The sequence below is a fragment of the Corallococcus sp. bb12-1 genome (genome assembly GCF_026626765.1).
Lineage (GTDB): Bacteria > Myxococcota > Myxococcia > Myxococcales > Myxococcaceae > Corallococcus > Corallococcus terminator.
Genome location: NZ_JAPNJZ010000022.1, coordinates 66683 through 84875 on the forward strand (window position 1 = coordinate 66683; position 18193 = coordinate 84875).

An 18193-nucleotide genomic window follows, 5' to 3' on the forward strand; every position below is an offset into this window, starting at 1 on the left:
AAGACAGGCCCAGCTTCACAAGCAAGTTCCAGCAGTAGGCTCTGGATGGGGGTACATTCGGGACGTTCCCGGAGGAACCGCCGATGACCGCTCCCCTGCCGACGCTGGAACGCCTCCCTCGCGGAGCGCTCACGTTGTTCCGCATCCGGGCGCTGCTGCGCCTCGGGATGTACGGGGCCGTGGCCTTCGGGGTGGCGCTCGCGCTGTCGTTCTCCGGCGTGGAGCACTGGCCCTTCCTGCTGCCGTGCGCGGTGGTGCTGGGCCTGAGCGTGTTGACGGCGTGGTATCCGCAGCGCGCGCACGAGCGCTGGGGCTGGGCGCTGCGCGAGCACGATCTGGTCATCTCCCACGGCGTGCTGCTGCACCAGGTGGTGTCCATTCCGGCGGGCCGCATCCAGCACGTGGACGTCCACCAGGGCCCCATCGAGCGTTCGTTGGGACTGGCGCGCCTGCAGATCTTCACCGCCGCGGGCAGTGGCGCGGACGGAGAGATTCCCGGGCTCAAGCGGGAGACGGCGGATGCCCTGCGCGAGAAGCTGGTGCGGCGCGAGGCGGACGATGTCGTCTGAGCCCGTGCCGGTCTCCGTCTCCTCGGAGGCCGTGCCCAGAACGAACGAAGTTCCCTGGAAACGCCTGAGCGCGAAGGCCCCGCTCGCGGCGCTGGTGCCCCTCACGTCGACGGTGGGACGCGTGTTCCTGGGCGCGCTGCTGCCCACGTACTTCGCGGGCGAGCGCGGCCTGCCCGTCGTCCTCTGGGTCATCGTGGGGACGTTGGCGCTGGTGATGCTGGCCGCCGGCCTCTACGAGGTGGCCACGCTGAGCTACCGCGTGGACGGCCGCCAGTTGGAGATCCGCTCCGGCATCTTCACGCGCACCTCGCGCTTCATCGAGGCGGCGCGGGTGCAGAACACGGAGGTGCTCCAGCCCTTCGTGTCCAAGCTGCTCGGGTTGGTGGAGGTGAAGGTGGAGACGGCCTCCGGAGGCAAGGCGGACGGCCACTTGCGAGGCCTGACGCCAGAGGATGCGCAGGCGTTGATCCATGCGCTCCAGGCGGTGCGCGGAGAAGGTCCAGCGGCGGCGGTCCTGCCGGGAGAAGCCGTGCAGGGCGAGCGCGTGCTCTCCGAAGCCCGGCTGGGAGCGCTGCTGCTCTACGGCGCGACCGCGCTGGGCGTGGGTGTGCTCGCGGTGGTGATGGGCGCGCTGCACGAAATCACCGAGACCTTCCACAAGCTGCTGCTGCCGTGGATGGAGGCGCACTGGGAAGCGGTGGCGGCCCCCGGGATGCGGTGGATGGCCGCGACGGTGGCGGCGCTCGCGGGGCTGTTCACCCTGTGGCTGGTGAGCGGTGCCCGGGCGGTGCTGCGCTTCCATGGCTTCCGGCTGGTGGACACCGGCACGCACCTGCGCGCGGTGGGAGGGCTCATCACGCGACGACAGGTGACGGTGCGCCGGGCGCGCATCCAGCAGGTGGTGCTGGATGAGCCGCTGTTGCGTCGCGCGCTGGGCTTCGGTTCGGTGGAGGTGGAGACCGCGGGCGTCCGGGCGGGCAACGAGGCCACCGAGCGCGCGGAGCTGCTGGTGCCGGTCGTGCCCACCGCGATCATGCCCGGCCTGCTGCGCGAGTTCGTGCCGGAGCTGCCCGACGCCATCGACGCCCTGCCCCTCAAGCCCGCGCATCCCAAGGCACTGCTGCGGGCACGGATCCGCGCGGTGGGGCTGAGCGTGCTCGTGGCCGCGCCCGCGACGTGGTTCTGGGGCGCCTGGGGCGCGCTCGCGTGGGGCCTGCTGCCCGCGCAGCTCATGGCCGCGTGGTTCGACTGGCGCTTCCAGGGATGGCTCATCACGGACGCGCTGGTGGTGGTGCGCCAGGGCTTCTGGAGGCGGCGCACGACGGTGGTGCAGCGCGCGCGCATCCAGTCCGTTCGCGCGCGACAGGGTCCCCTGGAGCGCGGCTACGGCATCGGGCACGTGAGGATCGACGTGGCGGGATCTCATGTCGTCCTGCCGAGCGTGGGCTGGGAGGAAGCCCAGTGCCTCATCGACCAACTCCCGGCCCGGCGGCGCGTGGATGGCGCGCACCCCATCGGGTGCCGTGGGGCAAATCAGCCCCAGGCTCTTGTCTGACTCCACACCTCCCACTCGCGGTGTCTTCCCTTTCATCGGCTCCTTCCCAGCCGCTGCCTCAGGCTCCACGCGCGCCTTGTCCGCACTGAATGGGAACCACGGCGAACAGCTCGCGGCCTTCCTGCCTGGTGAGAAACTGGAGCCGCTGCTCCTCCTCGGGCGCAGGGGCTTGAAGTGTTCGCTGGTGTGCTATGCCCCGCCGCATGGAAATCTTCCGACTTGCGGATACGGTCGAGTTGAACAACGCATGGCTCGTCGGCCTGAGCGTGGCGTTGCTGCTGCTCATCCTCTGGGCCGTGCTCGTGGCCTCCAGTGCGCTGCTGTACCAGGGCATCCGGCTGATGGGTGTGAAGGCGCTGGAGCAGATGGCGGATGCCCTTCGCAAGCGCGCCCGGCTGAGCGCCGCCCTCCTGTCCTTCGTGGTGGTCATCGCCGGCATCGCCGTGCTGGGCTTCTCCCTGTGGGCGAAGAAGGATCTGGAGCCCTACTTCAAGGCCTTGCTGGCGGGGGTGACGGTGGAGGGGCTGGCGGCCCTGGGGCGCGGAGCGGGGCTGCTGGTGCTGTTGCTGACGGCCTTCCTGGTGCTGGAGCGGGCGGCGCACCGGCTCCTGGTGAGGCTTGAGCGCAGGGTGAACGGGTGGCAACTGCGCCCGGAGCACAGGGCTCATGCCCAGAAGGCGATGGAGCAGGGGCCGGGCTTCATCAAGCTGGTGCTGGCATACGTCGCGGTGGGCGTGGCGATCACCTCGCTGCAACCCCCGGCCGCGTTCGACTGGCTCGTTGGCACCACCGTCTTCGTGCTGCTGTCCATCAGCGGCGGGCGCCTGGCGGTGTCCTTGCTGCACCTGCTGTCGGGCCGGATGGTCGAGTCCTGGCGGGCGAAGAGCACGTCCACGAAGTACGAGGAGTACTTCCTGGTCCTCACCCGGCTGCTCCCCGTGGGGCAGAGGAGCCTGGAGGCCATCGTCTACATCTCGGTGGCGACCCTCATCATCCGTCGGTTCCAGGGCCTGGAGTCCTTTGCTCCATACGGGCCGGTGCTCATCCGCGTCATCGCCCTGTTCTTCGCCGCCAGCGTCGCCGTGGAGTTCGTCCGGCTGCTCATCGCCCGGGCCTTCAAGGTGGACGGCCTCGACCTGGATGACAAGGCCCGACGGCGCAACACCTTCGTCGCCCTCATCCAGAGAGCCTCCACGTACCTGGTCTACTTCCTGGTGGGGATGATGGTGCTCAGCGACCTGGGCGTGGATCCCACCCCCATCCTCGCTGGCGCCGGCATCGTCGGCCTCACCGTGGGTCTGGGCTCGCAGGCCATCGTCACGGACATGGTCAATGGCATCTTCCTGCTCTTCGAGGACCAGATCCTGAACGGCGACTACATCCGCATCAACGATACCGAGGGCGTGGTGGAGGAGATAACGCCTCGCATCACCCGCATCCGCGATCGCTTCGGGCGCCTTCACATCCTCCGCAATGGTGAAGTCAAGAATGTCATCAATTACAGTCGTGGCTGGACGCTGGCGGTCGTGGACATGGCCGTGGCCTATGAGTGCGACTTGAAGAAGGTGCTGGATGTGATTGGCCAGGTCTGCGAGCAGGTGCCCATGCTGTCGGCGGGCAAGGTGTCCGAAATGCCCAAGCTGCTGGGTATCGAGAGCATGGACGAGAGCTGGATGACCATTCGCATTGAAGCCAAGGTCCAGCCAGGGACGCACTTCGACGTGAAGCGGCTGCTCAACCGGATGTTGTTCGACGCCTTCAACGCCAACGGCCTGGAAATTCCCTACCCCAAGTCGGTGCAATACGAGGGGCCCCCGTCGCTTCCCGCTACCTCCGCCGCGCCGGAGGAGGAGGAGCCCCCGGCCCTCGCAGCCTCGAACCGGTAGCTCAGCCCGGCCGGGGCCCATCACCGCCGAAAGGAAGACACAGGCTCAGGGGAACATCAGCTTGCTGATCGTGAGGCTGCGCGGCCCGTCTTCCTCCCACAACTTGAGCGCGAAGGGGCCTGGATTGGAGCCAGAAGGAGCTTTGGCTTCCACGATGATGCGGTCATTGCTTCCGGGCAGGATGGGGCCCTGCTGCCACACGCGGAGCACCTTCAACTCCTCTCCGTTGCGACCTCGAATCACAGCCCCCTTCGCCGTCCACGTCCGCGATCCCGTCGGTACGGCGATCCACCCCTCTACGGCCACGCGCTCCGTGGAGCGGTAGAGACGAAGGCTCACCACTTCAAGCCCCCTCCCCTCCGCCTGAAACCCTGCTTTGGTCAGGTCTTGTCCAGCGACCCCCTTTTCATCCATGCCCTTTGTGGAGATGAGTCCCACAAGGCCCCCTGGCATGGTCAGCTCACCCAGGAGGCGCGCATGGTCTTCCTGGCAGCGCAGTGTTTCCGCACGAGCCTCCCGGGCTTCCTGCTGATACGTTTCAAGGGTACGTTTTTGTCGAAACACCTCGACGAGGGTCTCCGCCTTCGCGGGATGAACCCGAAGCAGCAAGGATACGCTCCCCGGGGCAAGACCATCCCTGAACCGTACGATCAGCCGGAACTGATCCTGAGCAGAGACCTTCTGGGATGGAATCAGCCGGACCGTGGTCCGTCCCGCATCCACGAGGGAGAAGCGGTCCCGGCCCTCCAGTTCAAATCCCTCCTGAATCAGCTCCGAATCGAAGAGCAACATCGTGGAGAGACCTGGACTGACCCTCACTTCATGAGGGCCCCCAGCATCGTCCGGCATCAATTCGATGCGCCGAACGCCGGGGCCCTGGACTGAAGTCTCCGGCTCCGCGTCTGCCCTTCTGGAAACCAAGAGGAACCCCAGAAAAATGGCCCATGAAACACGCACTTGAAGCTCACTTCCAGGTGGAACGGATTCCGAGCCAAGGAGAAGCAACTCGCCCGTCAGAAGCAGATCACTTGAATTCGGGCACGGCCCTTACCTGACCTGTCGTGAAGATGCGGGCGCTGGAAGCGGAGTCGTCACCTTCCTCCCGATCCATCCCCGGGTCACCACTCCCGTTATAGATCTCGAAACAGACAGGAAAGCTGTCTCCGGCCGGCGTCTTCGCCCAGGTGATGCGCCCGTAGACGCGGTCGCTTACAAAGAGCTGTCCTGACAACACGGTGTTATCTGGCAGGCCATCCATGTTTCCAATCAGGTGGACTTCGACGAGACCGCTTCGCACGCTGATGTACCGCGGCCTACCCTTGATGAAGACCACAGGCTGTTTCTCGCGCAGTTCAATGCCCAGCTTCTCCATGACCTGGACCGCTCCCGTGGGACACCGCTCGGGAGGAGGTGGCCCCGGCCGAACCTGTGCACTGGGGCATGCGAACGACGCGCAGGCCGCCACGGTCCCCACCGTCCGAGCCATGGCACCCAGGCTCTTCTTGATGGGCTTCGGGGTGGGCTGAAGGGGAATGTTCTTCGTCTGCGTCGTCACGGTGGCGGGAACCTCCTGGAGCGTCGCGGGGAATGCGACGGCCGCGGAGCGGACCTCAGGCCCGGTGGGAGCCACGGCCCGGTCAGCTTGAGGTGACTTGCCAGAAGTCGCTACTTCCTGACGGGGAGGCCCACTCCCCGGTACACGCGCGCTCCACCGGAGCAGCAGTGCCGCCAGCGCGACGACCATCACCGCCAGGGCCAGCACCGACCCAACACGCGAGGCTCCCCACGGCTTCGATACCGGCTCCGTCGCCCCCTCCGAAGGGCTGTCCCTGGACGACAAGGGCGGAGCCTCTGGAAGGGGGCGCTTGCCACGACGAGGCCCGTGCTGCGGCTGGATCACCCACTTGTCGAGGCTGGGCCGGTCGCCCTCCGTCGTCGCGGTGTCCACACCGTGGAAGTCGCACAGCGGCACATCCCACGCCGCATCAGCGTCGCGAAGCACATCCTCCAATGCCTTGCCAAACTCCCGCGCACTCGGAGCGCGCCGCGTGGGCGTCTTCTCCAGCAGCCACATGCACAGCTCGCTCAGGGCCCGGGGCACTCGCGCGTTCACCTCGTGAGGCGGCGTCGGCGCTTCGGCCACGACGGCGTCCCAGAGGTCAGGCTCCGTCATCCCCTCGAAGGGAAAGCGCGCCGTGAGCAACACATAGAGGACGATGCCCAGCGCCCACAGGTCATCCGGAGGCCCCGGCACGTAGCGGGCCCCGGGCACGCCCCGATTCCGCAGGAAGAACGCCCACGCTTCCGGTGAGCGGTACTCCGGAGTTCCTGGAGGCAGGATGTCCGGCGTCAGCCCCGGCGCGCCTTCATAGTTCCCGATGCCGAAGTCCACCAGTTTGGCCAGGCCATCCGCGGAGCGCACCATGACGTTGGACTCCTTCACGTCCCGGTGCAGCACCCCGGCCTCGTGGCTTGCGGCGAGCGCTCGCGCTACGTCCAGCACCACTTGCGCCACCTGCCGCGCGGATGGGTTCTCTTCCTCGGCCCACACGTCCAGCCGGCGTCCGTCCACGTACTCCATGAGGATGACGGCGAACGCGGGCTCCACCACCGGCCAGACTCCGTGGCCGAGAATCCCCACCACGTTGGGATGATCCAACCGCAAGAGGATGGAGACCTCCCGCTCCACGCGCCCACCGACGCGCGGCACGTGAAGCAGCTTCAGCGCGCAGGGCTGGCCCTCACACCGCGCCAGATACACCGTCCCGAAGCCACCCTGCCCCAGTTGCCGCTCCACCGTGTAGCCCATCACCTGGGCCCCCGGGATCAGGACCGCCGGGGGTGGACTCCGCCTCATGGCGTCCTGCTCCAGAACTCCACGGCGTCATCCTCTCGCATGCGACGGCCCACCCGTCGACAGGCGGTCCACCCTACCCCCACATCCCAGCCCCATGCACTGGACCTGTTCAGCGTACAGTCATGGAGACGGCCCGGCAGATTCAATCCCAGGTTCCTTTCAGGTACATAGCCCGCATGAACGAAGAACTGGGCATCATCATCGGCATGGCGGCCCGTGCCGCCCGCGAACAATTGGGACTGACCCAGGCCGAAGTGGGCGAGCGCGTGGGGCTCATCTCCACCGTCTACAGCCGCCTGGAGCGAGGGAAGATGCTGCCCAGCGTCCCGACGCTCTACCGTCTGTGCATCGAGCTGAAGGTGTCCCCGGAGGATCTCCTGGGGCTCACCGCGCTGGTGCGTGGACGCAAAGGGCAGCGTCCGCGAGCACGGGAGGACGAACTGCCCGCGCTGCGTCGGCTGCTGTACCTGGCGCGCAAGCTGGACGCGGAGAAGCTCGAAGCGCTTCTCCACGTCGCCACCGTCCTGACCCGCTGACGCCCTACTTCTTGTTCTTCTTCACCAGGGCTTCGAGTTCGTGCGCATCCAACCCTTCCGGGAAGAGGCCAGCCTCTCCGAACTCCACCACGTCACGCATGCCACTGCCCTCGGCCAGGACCCGCGCGACCTCTCCGGAGGCCTCCTGGCGCCCGTACCCCGGGGAGCGCTGAGCGAGCACCGCGCGAAGCGCATCACGAAGGTCCGCCGCCGTGGCGAAGCGTTCCTCCGGATTGACTCGCAGGGCCATGTGCAACAGCGACTTCACGTCCGGCGCCAGCGTCGCCACCGCCCGCTCGACGTCCGCCGGGCCGAAGCGGGAGAGCAGCACCTGCATCTGGGGCAGCGGAAGGGAAGGAAACGTCTCGGAGTGCAGTGGACGCATTCCGGCGGGCTCCCGGGGCGCGTCCTGAACATCGAACAGGTGCGTGCCCGTCAGGAGCTCCACCAGCAGCACGCCCAGGCTGAAGATGTCGGAGCGCGGCGTCAGCGGCATCCGTTCCATGTATTCGGGCGAGGCATAGGCGACATCCCCTCGGACCAGACTCTCGGGAGAAACCATCCGGAACGCCATCAGCGAGAAGGCCACGCCAAAGTTCGTCAGCTTCACCCCACCGTGCGTGCCCACGAAGACATGCCGGGGACTCACATCGCGGTGGATGATGCCCAGCCCCTTGCCTTCCTCATCCGTCAGCGTGTGCGCATGGTGCAGCGCCTCCGCCAGCTCCGTGCCCACGTAGAGCGCGAAGGACTCGGAGACAGGCTGACACCGTGCGACGCCCGCGCTCACCAACGTCTCCAGCGACGGCCCCGGCACGTACTCCATGATCACATGCGGATCGCCCTGGTGGCTCTTCAGCTGGAACACCTGGGCGATGCCGGGGTGGTTGAGGCGGAAGGCCAGCTTGATCTCCTCGACGAGCCGCTTGCGGCGCAAGGAGGTGGAGGGACTGGGCAAGCGGCGCACGACGCACAGGCCGGGAAGCCCACCCTCCAATCCATGGCGATGGGCCAGCAGCACCGACTCCCCGGACGGCGTCACCATCAGCTCGCGAATGGCTTCATAGCGAACGCCTTCGATGGAGAAGAGAAAACGCGGGCTCCCGGGAACAGGCGGAGGCGGTCTTCCGGGCGCGCTCCGGGGACTTCCTCCGCTGGAGGTGGTGGACGTGGACATGACACCTCGGCGGGCAGGGGCTACGGGGCATTGGCGCCCAGCGACGAGCATCCACCGAATAGACCCTAAAAGTCCACCCAACTGACCCTTAAAGGTCTCCAACCAGGATTAAGGGACCAGGTAGCCTCTCCCCACCACAGCAATGCTTGCTGCGCGCAAAGCAGTACAGCCAGCGCATCACCCCAGCGCCTTCATCCAGATGACCACCGCCGCCGCGCCCGCGTCGGGAATCCCCTTCGCGCGCTCGCCCAGGTAGCTCGCGCGCCCCAGCCGCGCCGTCATGCCCGCGGTCGCCTCCGCGCCCTGCTCCGCCGCGAGCGTCGCCTCTGCCCACGCCTCGCCCAGCGACTTCCCCTCCCGCACGGCGCGCACCAGCGCCTCCGCCGCCGGGTGCAGCGCGTCCACCATCGTCCGGTCCCCGGGCCGCGCACCGCCCAGCTCCGACACCGCCTCCACGGCCACCTGGAACGCCTTGGCCCAGTCCGCCGCGTCCGGGACCTTGTTCGTCAGGTAGCGTGACGCTCTCAGGAGCGCGGTCGCGTAGAACGGTCCGGAGCTTCCGCCGATGTTCCTCCGCAACGCCTGCCCCAGCTCCATCAACGCCCCGGACGGCGTGCCCCACGCACCCTCCGGCAACGCACGGATGGCCGCCGCGCCTCGCGCCAGGCTCAAGCCCAGGTCCCCGTCCCCCGCCGCGCTGTCCAGCTCCGTCAGCTTCGCCTCGGCCGCATCCCACGCGTCCGCCACCGCCAGCGCTCCCGCCTTGACCTTCGCCATCTGCGGCTGGGGCTTCGGATGTCCCTGGATGGTGGGCAGCGCCCCTCGCGTGGACACCACCCGGCGCTGCGCGACCAGCGTCCCCCTGCCCGGCCACGCCGGCGCCTCCGTGGCCGCGTCCAGCCGCGCCAGCCGCGCGTCGTCCACCTTCAGCAACGTGAGTGAACACCCCGGCATCTCCAGCGCGGACAGGAACGTGCCCTGCCACGCGCGCTCCACCTTCACGCCCCGCTCCGCCAGGAACGCCAGCGCACGGCGCGTCATGATGGCCAACTCCATGGGCGGCGTGCCCCCCAGGCCGTTGACCATCAGCGCCACGCGCTCACCCCTGCCGATGTCGCGGTCCTCCACGATGGTCGACAGCAACGTGTCCACCAGCGCGTCCGCGGGCTGGAGCGCGACGCGGCGAACTCCCTGCTCACCGTGGATGCCCAATCCCAGCTCCACCTCGCCCTCGCCCAGCGTGAAGCCCGGCCGGCCCGCCGCCGGCACCGTGCACGGCCCCAGCGCCACGCCCATGCTGCCCAGCGCACTGGCCGCCTCCGTCGCCTCGCGCGCCACCTCCGCCAGCGACGCACCCGCCGCCGCCGCCGCGCCCGCGACCTTGTGCACCAACACCACGCCCGCGATGCCCCGGCGCCGCGCGGGCTCCACCGTGTCGCGCAACGCCACGTCGTCCGCCACCACGACGACCTCCGTCGGGATGCCCTCCGCCCGCGCCAGCTCCGCCGCGAGCCCGAAGTTGAGCCGGTCGCCGGTGTAGTTCTTCACGATGAGCAGCGCGCCCGCCGTTCCCGCCACCGCGCGGATCGCCGCCAGCACCGCGTCCGCGCTGGGCGACGTGAACACATCCCCCGCCACCGCCGCGTGCAGCATGCCCGCGCCCACGTAGCCCGCATGCGCGGGTTCGTGCCCGCTGCCACCGCCGGAGAGGATGGCCACCCGCCGCGCGCCCAGCACCGCCGGCACGTCCGCGCGCACCACCACCGTCTCCCCCTCCAGCAGCGCCTGTCCGGGCGCGAGCGCCACGAACCCCTCCAGCATCTCCCGGACCACTTCGAGCGGCGCATTGACGAGCTTCTTCACCTTCGTGACCTCGGCGGAAAAGGGACGGAACCAACAGCGTCAGTCCCCACCCTTCCGCCCACCCACCTGCCCGTCAAGCAAGCAGGGGAATGGCAAGCCCTCCGTTGGACGATTGCGTCACGAATCCCGTTTTCCATTGACTTCGTCCCGTTTATGAAGATGATTCTCATTATCATTCGCTGACTCGCAACAAGCGCGGCGGGTCCGGCGCGAGGTGCGTCGGCTCCAGGCCGGACCCTGTCTGGCATTGCCGGACAGGGGCAGGGCCGACGTGTGTCTGGATTCCAGGTGACTGTCTTGAGTGTTCCATCCCCGGTCGCGCGAGAGCGCACGCTGCTGTGGCTCCTGGCGGCGGTGCAGTTCACGCACGTCGTCGACTTCATGATGCTGATGCCGCTGGGGCCCCTGCTGATGCAGCGGCTGGACCTGTCGGCGACGCGGTTCGGTGCGCTGGTGTCCGCGTACACGCTCGCGTCCGCGGCCATGGGCGTGCTGGGCGTGTTCTGGTTGGACCGGCTGGAGCGCAAGCGCACGCTCCTGATGCTCTACGCGGGCTTCATCACCGCCACGCTCCTGTGCGGCGCGGCCACCGGGGCCGTGGGGCTGCTCGTGGCGCGCACCGTGGCCGGGGCGTGCGCGGGGCTGATGGGCGCGGTGGTCATCGCCATCGTCAGCGACGTCGTTCCGGCGGAGCGCCGGGGGCAGGCCATTGGCACCGTGATGACGGCGTACGCGCTGTCCGCGGTGGCGGGCGTGCCGCTGGGCCTGGGCCTCGCGAACCTCTGGGGCTGGCGCTCGCCCTTCGTCGTCCTCGCGGCCGTGGCCGGCCTCGTGTGGCTGCTGCTGCTTCGCTTCCTTCCCCGCGTGGACGGTCACCTTGCGCGTGCGCCTGGCGACGCCTCGTCGCCCGCCTCCGTCTTCACGCCCCGGCTGGCGCTGGGCTGGGTGCTGACGTTCACGGTGGTGTTCGCCAGCTTCCTGCTCATCCCCTACCTGGGCGCCTTCATGGTGGGCAACCTGGGCCTGTCCCTGTCGGAATTGCCGTGGGTGTATCTGGCCGGCGGCGCGGCGACGCTCCTGAGCTCGCGGTGGATTGGCGGGCTCGCGGATCGCCTGGGACCCGCGCGGGTGCTGGCCGGTCTGCTGGTGTTCACCATGGCGCCGCACCTGCTCTTCACGCACCTGCCGCCGTCCCCCCTGCCGGTGGTGGCGCTGGTGTTCGTGGTCTTCATGACGCTCACCTCCGGCCGGGCCATCCCCACCATGGCGCTGGTCGCATCGCGGGTGCCGCCCGCCCTTCGCGGGCGCTACCTCGCGGTCAACATGGCCGCCAGCGACGGCGCCTCTGGCCTTGCCGCGTGGATGGGCGGACTGCTCCTGGCCACCGCGTCCGACGGCGCGCTCATCGGCTTCGGGCCGCTGGGCTTCTTCGCCGTGGGCATCTCCGCGCTCGCGCTGGGACTGCTGTGGGTCTTCGCCGGCCGCGCGGTGCCCGTGAGCGCCACCCCCGCTTCCTGACAATCCCTCTCCACCCCCTGAACACAAGGACCCTTCCATGTCCCAGGCCACTCCCCGACACCCGTCACTGCCGCGCCCCATCGTGGGCGAGCTCAAGCTGGAGCGCTCCAACCAGCTGCTCGCGGAGGCGCGCAAGCTGGTGCCCGGCGTCACCCAGACGATGATGAAGAAGCCGGACCACTTCGCCCCTGGCGCCTTCCCGGTGTTCCTCGCCAAGGGCCAGGGCGCGCTGGTGGAGGACGCGGACGGCCAGGAGTACATCGACTACATCCAGGCGCTGGGCGCCAACATGCTGGGCCACAACCACCCGGCCGTCGCGGAGACCATCCGCAAGCACCTGGCCGAGGGCATCATCCACTCGCTGCCCACGCCGGTGGAGGTCTCCTCCGTGCGCGCGCTGGTGGACGTCATCCCGGGCGCGGAGATGGCCCGCTTCTTCAAGACGGGCGCGGACGCCACCTCCGCCGCCGTGCGCCTTTCGCGCCACATCACCGGCCGCGAGTCCATCGTCACCGTGGGCTACAACGGCTGGCACGACCACTTCATGTACGACACGCCGGGCATCCCCGCGGCCGTCGCGAAGCTCACCACCCGCCTGCCGCTCTTCACGCCCCCGGACGAGCCCGCCCTGCTCGCGCACATCGAAGCGCACGGCGCGCAGCTGGCCTGTGTCCTCCTGGCCATCCCCTACAACCGCACCATCACGCGCGAGTTCCTCCAGGCCGTGAAGGACACCTGCGCGAAGCACGGCGTGCTCTTCATCCTGGATGAGGTCGTCACCGGCTTCCGCCTGGCCCTGGGCGGCGCGCAGCAGTTCTTCGGCGTCCAGGCCGACTTCGTCACGCTGTCCAAGGGCATCGCCGCGGGAATGCCCCTGTCCGCCATCGCCGGCCCGGAGAAGTACCTCTCCAAGCTGAGCGACCTCCAGGTGTCCACCACCTTCGGCGGTGAGATGCTGTCGCTGGCCGTGTGCGAAGCCGTGCTCAAGGAATACAAGAGCACCAACTACATCGAACACATCGCCAACATGGGCCGCCGCCTGCGGGAGGGCGTCAACGCCCACGCGCAGGCCACGGGCTCCTCGCTGGAGGTCATCGGCTACGACGCCGTGCCCTTCTTCCGCTTCAGCAAGGACATCCCCCAGCACATCCAGAAGATGATCCCCTTCCAGGCCGGCATGGCCCGCCGGGGCGTCATCCTGCGCCGCGACCTGAACTTCATCAGCGCAGTGCACACCGAGCAGCAGATCGACCACACCATCGCCGCCGCCGGCGAGGTGCTGCGCGAGACGGCCGCCAGCTCCACCGCCAGCGCTGCCTGAAACATTCGCAAACAATGGGCCCGCCCCACCGCGGCGTTTCACGCGGTGGGTCATTTCGGGCTTGAGCCTTCTTGACAGGAATTCACGACCATGGCACTTCCGGATTCTGATTATGAGAACCGTTCTCATTCTCCAGTGGACGGACCGGGCAAGCGGATGATGGGTACGCCGACAGGAATCGCGGTGGTGACGGGCGCGGCCCAGGGCATTGGCGCGGCCGTCGCACGGAAGCTCGCGCGCACCATGCACGTGGCCGTGTTCGACCAGAACAGCGCCGGGCTGGAGTTGCTGGTGGCGGAGCTTCGCCAGCAGGACTTGAAGGCCACCGCGTTCAAGGTGGACGTGCGGGACAAGGACGGCGTCGAGGGCGCGGTCGCCGTCATCGAAGCGAAGCTGGGCCCCATCCAGGTGCTGGCCAACGTGGCGGGCATCCTGCGCATGGGCGCGGCGCTGGAGTTGAGCGACGCGGACTGGATGAGCACCTTCGCGGTCAACACCCACGGCGTGTTCCATGTCTCGCGCGCGGTGGCCAGGCACATGGTGCCCCGGCGCTCGGGTGCCATTGTCACGGTGGGCTCCAACGCGGCGGGCGTGCCGCGCATGCAGATGGCGGCCTACGCGGCGTCCAAGGCCGCCTCCACCATGTTCACCAAATGTCTGGGGTTGGAGCTGGCCGAGCACGGCATCCGCTGCAACGTCGTGTCCCCCGGCTCCACCGACACCGCCATGCAGCGGGCGCTCTGGTCGGATGACCGCGGGCCGGAGGCCGTCATCGCCGGCTCGTTGCAGTCCTTCCGCACCGGCATCCCCCTGCGCCGCATCGCCACGCCGGACGACATCGCTGACTCCGTGGTGTTCCTGGCGTCCGACCAGGCCCGCCACATCACGATGCACGATTTGTGTATCGACGGCGGCGCCACGCTGGGCGTCTGAAACCCGCCCGCGACGCTTCCGTCTCCCTGAAGCACCCCCTTCCTCTCCAGGGTGGACCTTCGTGTCCCCTCGCCTGCCTCCGAGTTGAGAATGATTACTGATACCAAGATCGTAACGGGGTCAAAGGACCCGCGCGGTGTGACGCTGCCCGTGGACGGCCTGGGGGTGGCCCCGGCGCAGGCGGTGGAGTCGGAGAAGGAGTCGCTGGCGACGCGGCTGCTGCGCGACTACGACGCCGGCTCGTCGTTCTTCTTCGCGACGCCCAAGCGCACGATGCTGGCGCGCGGCGTGTTCGCGACGGTGCCGCACTCGGGCGGGACGAACTCCCTGGAGGGCCTGCCCGCGCGGGTGGCGGCGGTGCTGGACGCTTCGCGTGAGGCGGCGCACGACATCCCGGTGGCGGTGGGCGCGGTGCCCTTCGACGGCCGGGTGGAGGCGCAGCTCGTGGTGCCCATGACGTTGCAGCGCGCGGGCCCGCTGGTGTTCGACGCGGCCTCCCCCGCGCAGCTCCCCCTGGCGTCTCGCTACACGATGCGCCCCGTGCCGGAGCCGGCCGCGTACTTGAGCGGCGTGGCGGCGGCGCTGAAGCTCATGCAGGAGGGGCCGCTGCGAAAGGTGGTGCTGTCGCGCTCGCTGCACCTGGACACGGCGACGCCCATCGACCTGCGCCAGCTCCTGCACAACCTGGCCCGGCGCAACCCGCACGGCTACACGTTCGCGGTGGACCTGCCTCCTCGCGAGGACGCGGCGCCCGGCGCGGGCCGGCGGACGCTCATCGGCGCGAGCCCGGAGCTCCTGGTGTCGCGCTCCGGGTTGCAGGTCATCGCCAATCCGCTCGCGGGCTCCGCGGCGCGCAGCACGGATCCGGTGGAGGACCAGGCGCGTGCGGCGCGGCTGATGACATCCCCCAAGGACTTGCACGAGCACGCGGTCGTCATCGACGCGGTGGCCGAAGCGCTGCGTCCCTATTGCAAGACGCTGGATGTGCCCAGGGGCCCGTCGCTCGTGAGCACGCAGACGATGTGGCACCTGTCCAGCCGCATCCAGGGTGAGCTGAAGGACCCGTCCATCACGTCGCTGACGCTGGCGCTCGCGATGCACCCCACGCCCGCGGTGTGCGGTCACCCGACGGAGCTGGCGCACGAGGCCATTGGCCACATCGAACCGTTCCAGCGCGGCTATTACACCGGCACGGTGGGCTGGTGCGACGCGAACGGCGACGGTCAGTGGGCCGTCACCATCCGCTGCGCGGAGGCGGACGCGAACTCGCTGCGGCTGTTCGCGGGCGCGGGCGTCGTCGTGGGCTCCACGCCGGAGGCGGAGCTGGCGGAGACCGAGGCGAAGTTCCGCACCATGCTCCAGGCCATGGGCCTGGGCGCCGGGGTGCAGCCGTGAGCGTCGTCCGCGAACACCTGGCGGGCTGCCCCACGTGGCCGGAGGACTTCGCCCAGCGCTACCGCGAGGCGGGGTACTGGCGCGGGGAGACCTTCGGTCAGCTGCTGCGCGACCGCGCCCGGGACTTCGGGACGCACGTGGCGCTGGTGGCGGGCACGCACCGCTGGACGTACACGGAGCTGGACGCGCGCGTGGACCGCATGGCCGCGGGCTTCCACGCGCTGGGGATCCGCGCTCGCGACCGCGTGGTGGTGCAGCTCCCCAACGTCGCGGAGTTCTACGAGGTCATCTTCGCCCTCTTCCGCATGGGCGCGCTGCCGGTGTTCGCGCTGCCCGCGCACCGCGCGTCGGAGATCGGCTACTTCTGCGCCTTCACCGAAGCCGTGGCCTATGTCATCCCGGACCGCTTCGGCGGCTTCGACTACCGCACGCTGGCGGAGCAGGTGCGCGCCGCGACGCCCACGCTGAAGCACGTGCTGGTGCTGGGGGACGCGGGTCCGTTCACCGCGCTGTCCTCCGTTCCCGCCGACCCCGTGACGCTGGAAGGGCCGTCCCCTTCGGACGTGGCGTTCTTCCAGTTGTCGGGCGGCAGCACGGGCGTGCCCAAGCTGATTCCGCGCACGCACGACGACTACCTCTACAGCCTGCGGGCCAGCGTGGACGTGTGCCGGTTCGACCGCGACACGGTCTACCTGTGCGCGCTGCCGGCGGCGCACAATTTCCCCATGAGCTCCCCCGGCGTTCTGGGCGCCTTCTACGCCGGTGGCACGGCGGTGATGGCGCTGCACCCGAGCCCCGACGTGGCCTTCCCGCTCATTGAGCGTGAGCGCGTCACCGTCACCGCGCTGGTGCCCCCGCTGGCGATGGTGTGGCTGGACTCCTCGCAGGCGAAGAAGCACGACCTGTCCAGCCTCCAGGTGATCCAGGTGGGCGGGGCCCGGCTGAGCGACGAGGCCGCTTCTCGCGTGCGCCCCACGCTGGGCTGCGCGCTCCAGCAGGTCTTCGGCATGGCCGAGGGTCTGGTGAACTACACGCGCCTGGATGACCCCGAGCAGCTCATCGTCACCACGCAGGGCCGCCCCATGTCGGACGCGGACGAGCTGCGCGTGGTGGATGACGACGACGTGGCGGTGGCTCCCGGCGAGACGGGACACCTGCTCACGCGCGGTCCGTACACCATCCGCGGCTACTACAACGCGGAGACGCACAACGCGCGCGCCTTCACGACGGACGGCTTCTACCGCACGGGCGACCTGGTCCGCCTGACGCCCGAGGGCTACCTCGTGGTGGAGGGACGCGCGAAGGATCAGATCAACCGGGGCGGCGACAAGGTCGCGGCCGAAGAGGTGGAGAACCACCTGCTCGCGCACCCGTCCGTGAGCGACGCGGCGGTGGTGGCCATCCCCGACAAGTTCCTGGGCGAGCGCACCTGCGCCGTCGTCATCCCGCGCGGCGAAGCGCCGACCGCGTCGGTGCTCAACGCCTTCCTGCGCCAGCGCGGGCTGGCCGCCTTCAAGATCCCGGACCGCATCGAGTTCGTCGCGGCCTTCCCCCAGACGGGGGTCGGCAAGGTCAGCAAGAAGGCGCTACGCGACAGCCTCCGACAGTCCCTCAACCCTTCTTCTGTTTGAACCTGGAGCCCTCCATGGCCCTGCCTGCCATTGCCCCCTACGCCATGCCCGGAGCGGCGGATCTGCCCCGGAACAAGATTTCCTGGACACCGGATCCCAAGCGCGCCGTCCTGCTCATCCACGACATGCAGCGCTACTTCGTGGACGCCTTCACGCAAGGGCAGTCCCCGGTGACGGAGCTGGTCGCCAACATCCAGCGCATTCGCGCGCACTGCACGGCGCTGGGCATCCCCGTCGTGTACTCCGCGCAGCCGCCGGATCAGACGCCCGAACAGCGCGGCCTCCAGTTGGACTTCTGGGGCAAGGGGCTCCGGGGTGGACCGGAGCAGAAGCAGAAGATCATCGACGCGCTGGCCCCCGCGGAGGGCGACATCCTCCTCACCAAGTGGCGCTACAGCGCGTTTCGCAACACCCGGCTGATGGAGGTCATGCGCGATCAGGGCCGCGACCAGCTCATCATCTGCGGCATCTACGCGCACATCGGCTGCCTCCAGACGGCCAGCGACGGCTCCATGAGCGAGGTGCGTCCCTTCCTCGTCGCGGACGCGGTGGCGGACTTCTCGCTGGAGAAGCACCGGCTGGCGCTCGACTACGCCTCGCAGCTGGTCGCGTTCGTCACCTCCACGCAGCAGCTCATGGACGCGATGCCGCTGGCCGCGCCGTCGGTGGACCGCGAGCAGCTGCGCTCGGACGTGGCGGAGCTGTTGATGGAGCCCGTGGCGGCGATTGGCGAGGATGAAAACCTGCTGGAGCGCGGCATGGATTCCATCCGCCTCATGAGCCTGGTGGAGCGCTGGCGGCAGCACGGCACGGAGGTGTCCTTCGTGGAGCTGGCCGAGAAGCCGACGCTCACCGACTGGTACGCGCTGCTCTCCTCGAAGCAGCCCGTCTCCGTCGCGCCCGGCGCTCGCGCCTCGTAATCCGTCGCACCCCTTCCCCCTCGGAGTTCCCC

Annotated in this window: 14 protein-coding genes; 10 read left to right on the top strand and 4 right to left on the bottom strand. The window is 69.0% G+C overall.

What is annotated here, in order from left to right; translation table 11 throughout:
• Positions 1 to 83: 83 nt before the first annotated feature.
• The 3 genes from OV208_RS27445 (at position 84) to OV208_RS27455 (ending at position 4010) form a co-directional block, all read left to right on the top strand.
• Entirely contained in the window at positions 84 to 569 is a 486-nt protein-coding gene (locus OV208_RS27445; RefSeq protein ID WP_267576878.1) for a PH domain-containing protein, read from the top strand.
• A complete protein-coding gene (locus OV208_RS27450) occupies positions 559 to 2124 on the top strand; it encodes a PH domain-containing protein (protein ID WP_267576879.1) in 1566 nt (521 codons plus the stop codon). The genes OV208_RS27445 and OV208_RS27450 overlap by 11 nt, the downstream gene beginning before the upstream one ends.
• 236 nt (positions 2125 to 2360) lie before the next feature.
• Positions 2361 to 4010: a mechanosensitive ion channel family protein gene (locus OV208_RS27455; RefSeq protein ID WP_267576880.1), complete on the top strand. Its 1650-nt coding sequence runs from the start codon at positions 2361 to 2363 to the stop codon at positions 4008 to 4010.
• A gap of 45 nt (positions 4011 to 4055) precedes the next feature.
• Here OV208_RS27455 and OV208_RS27460 read toward each other — a convergent pair whose 3' ends face one another.
• Together OV208_RS27460 and OV208_RS27465 are read right to left on the bottom strand one after the other, a co-directional pair.
• Positions 4056 to 4967, bottom strand: coding sequence for a DUF2381 family protein (locus OV208_RS27460; RefSeq protein ID WP_267576881.1), 912 nt, complete (start codon positions 4965 to 4967; stop codon positions 4056 to 4058).
• Between the two features lie 67 nt (positions 4968 to 5034).
• Positions 5035 to 6867 carry a serine/threonine protein kinase gene (locus tag OV208_RS27465; protein ID WP_267576882.1) on the bottom strand — a complete coding sequence of 611 codons (1833 nt, stop codon included), beginning with the start codon at positions 6865 to 6867 and terminating at the stop codon, positions 5035 to 5037.
• A 176-nt stretch (positions 6868 to 7043) separates the two neighbouring features.
• Here OV208_RS27465 and OV208_RS27470 point away from each other — a divergent pair, with 176 nt between their 5' ends.
• Positions 7044 to 7403 carry a helix-turn-helix transcriptional regulator gene (locus OV208_RS27470; RefSeq protein WP_267576883.1) on the top strand — a complete coding sequence of 120 codons (360 nt, stop codon included), beginning with the start codon at positions 7044 to 7046 and terminating at the stop codon, positions 7401 to 7403.
• 4 nt (positions 7404 to 7407) lie between these two features.
• Here the strand turns inward: OV208_RS27470 and OV208_RS27475 are convergent, their stop codons facing one another.
• Positions 7408 to 8580 (bottom strand): serine/threonine-protein kinase, encoded by a 1173-nt coding sequence (locus tag OV208_RS27475; RefSeq protein ID WP_267576884.1) that lies wholly within the window; start codon positions 8578 to 8580, stop codon positions 7408 to 7410.
• Between the two features lie 177 nt (positions 8581 to 8757).
• Positions 8758 to 10443, bottom strand: a complete 1686-nt coding sequence (gene dhaL / locus OV208_RS27480; protein ID WP_267576885.1) for a dihydroxyacetone kinase subunit DhaL — start codon at positions 10441 to 10443, stop codon at positions 8758 to 8760.
• Positions 10444 to 10731: 288 nt separating this feature from the next.
• Here dhaL and mxcK point away from each other — a divergent pair, with 288 nt between their 5' ends.
• From mxcK to OV208_RS27510, 6 genes are all read left to right on the top strand, one after another.
• The gene (gene mxcK, locus OV208_RS27485) at positions 10732 to 11961 is read left to right on the top strand and encodes a myxochelin export MFS transporter MxcK (RefSeq protein WP_267576886.1); all 1230 of its coding nucleotides are present in this window, start codon (positions 10732 to 10734) and stop codon (positions 11959 to 11961) included.
• 37 nt (positions 11962 to 11998) lie between these two features.
• Positions 11999 to 13282 carry a myxochelin B biosynthesis transaminase MxcL gene (mxcL, locus tag OV208_RS27490; RefSeq protein WP_267576887.1) on the top strand — a complete coding sequence of 428 codons (1284 nt, stop codon included), beginning with the start codon at positions 11999 to 12001 and terminating at the stop codon, positions 13280 to 13282.
• A gap of 159 nt (positions 13283 to 13441) precedes the next feature.
• A complete protein-coding gene (locus OV208_RS27495) occupies positions 13442 to 14215 on the top strand; it encodes a 2,3-dihydro-2,3-dihydroxybenzoate dehydrogenase (RefSeq protein WP_267576906.1) in 774 nt (257 codons plus the stop codon).
• 144 nt (positions 14216 to 14359) lie between these two features.
• Complete coding sequence (dhbC, locus tag OV208_RS27500; RefSeq protein ID WP_267576907.1) at positions 14360 to 15610, top strand: isochorismate synthase DhbC; 1251 nt, start codon at positions 14360 to 14362, stop codon at positions 15608 to 15610.
• A complete protein-coding gene (locus OV208_RS27505; RefSeq protein WP_267576888.1) occupies positions 15607 to 17241 on the top strand; it encodes a (2,3-dihydroxybenzoyl)adenylate synthase in 1635 nt (544 codons plus the stop codon). Before dhbC ends, OV208_RS27505 begins: the two co-directional genes overlap by 4 nt.
• Positions 17242 to 17255: 14 nt before the next feature.
• Positions 17256 to 18161 carry an isochorismatase family protein gene (locus OV208_RS27510; RefSeq protein ID WP_267576889.1) on the top strand — a complete coding sequence of 302 codons (906 nt, stop codon included), beginning with the start codon at positions 17256 to 17258 and terminating at the stop codon, positions 18159 to 18161.
• Positions 18162 to 18193 lie beyond the last annotated feature (32 nt).

Coding starts and splice junctions, on each gene's coding strand:
- OV208_RS27445 (WP_267576878.1), top strand. CDS start 84: ATGACCGCTCCCCTGCCGACGCTGGAACGCCTCCCTCGCGGAGCGCTC.
- OV208_RS27495 (WP_267576906.1), top strand. CDS start 13,442: ATGGGTACGCCGACAGGAATCGCGGTGGTGACGGGCGCGGCCCAGGGC.
- OV208_RS27510 (WP_267576889.1), top strand. CDS start 17,256: ATGGCCCTGCCTGCCATTGCCCCCTACGCCATGCCCGGAGCGGCGGAT.
- OV208_RS27465 (WP_267576882.1), bottom strand. CDS start 6,867: ATGAGGCGGAGTCCACCCCCGGCGGTCCTGATCCCGGGGGCCCAGGTG.
- OV208_RS27475 (WP_267576884.1), bottom strand. CDS start 8,580: ATGTCCACGTCCACCACCTCCAGCGGAGGAAGTCCCCGGAGCGCGCCC.
- OV208_RS27470 (WP_267576883.1), top strand. CDS start 7,044: ATGAACGAAGAACTGGGCATCATCATCGGCATGGCGGCCCGTGCCGCC.
- OV208_RS27450 (WP_267576879.1), top strand. CDS start 559: ATGTCGTCTGAGCCCGTGCCGGTCTCCGTCTCCTCGGAGGCCGTGCCC.
- mxcL (WP_267576887.1), top strand. CDS start 11,999: ATGTCCCAGGCCACTCCCCGACACCCGTCACTGCCGCGCCCCATCGTG.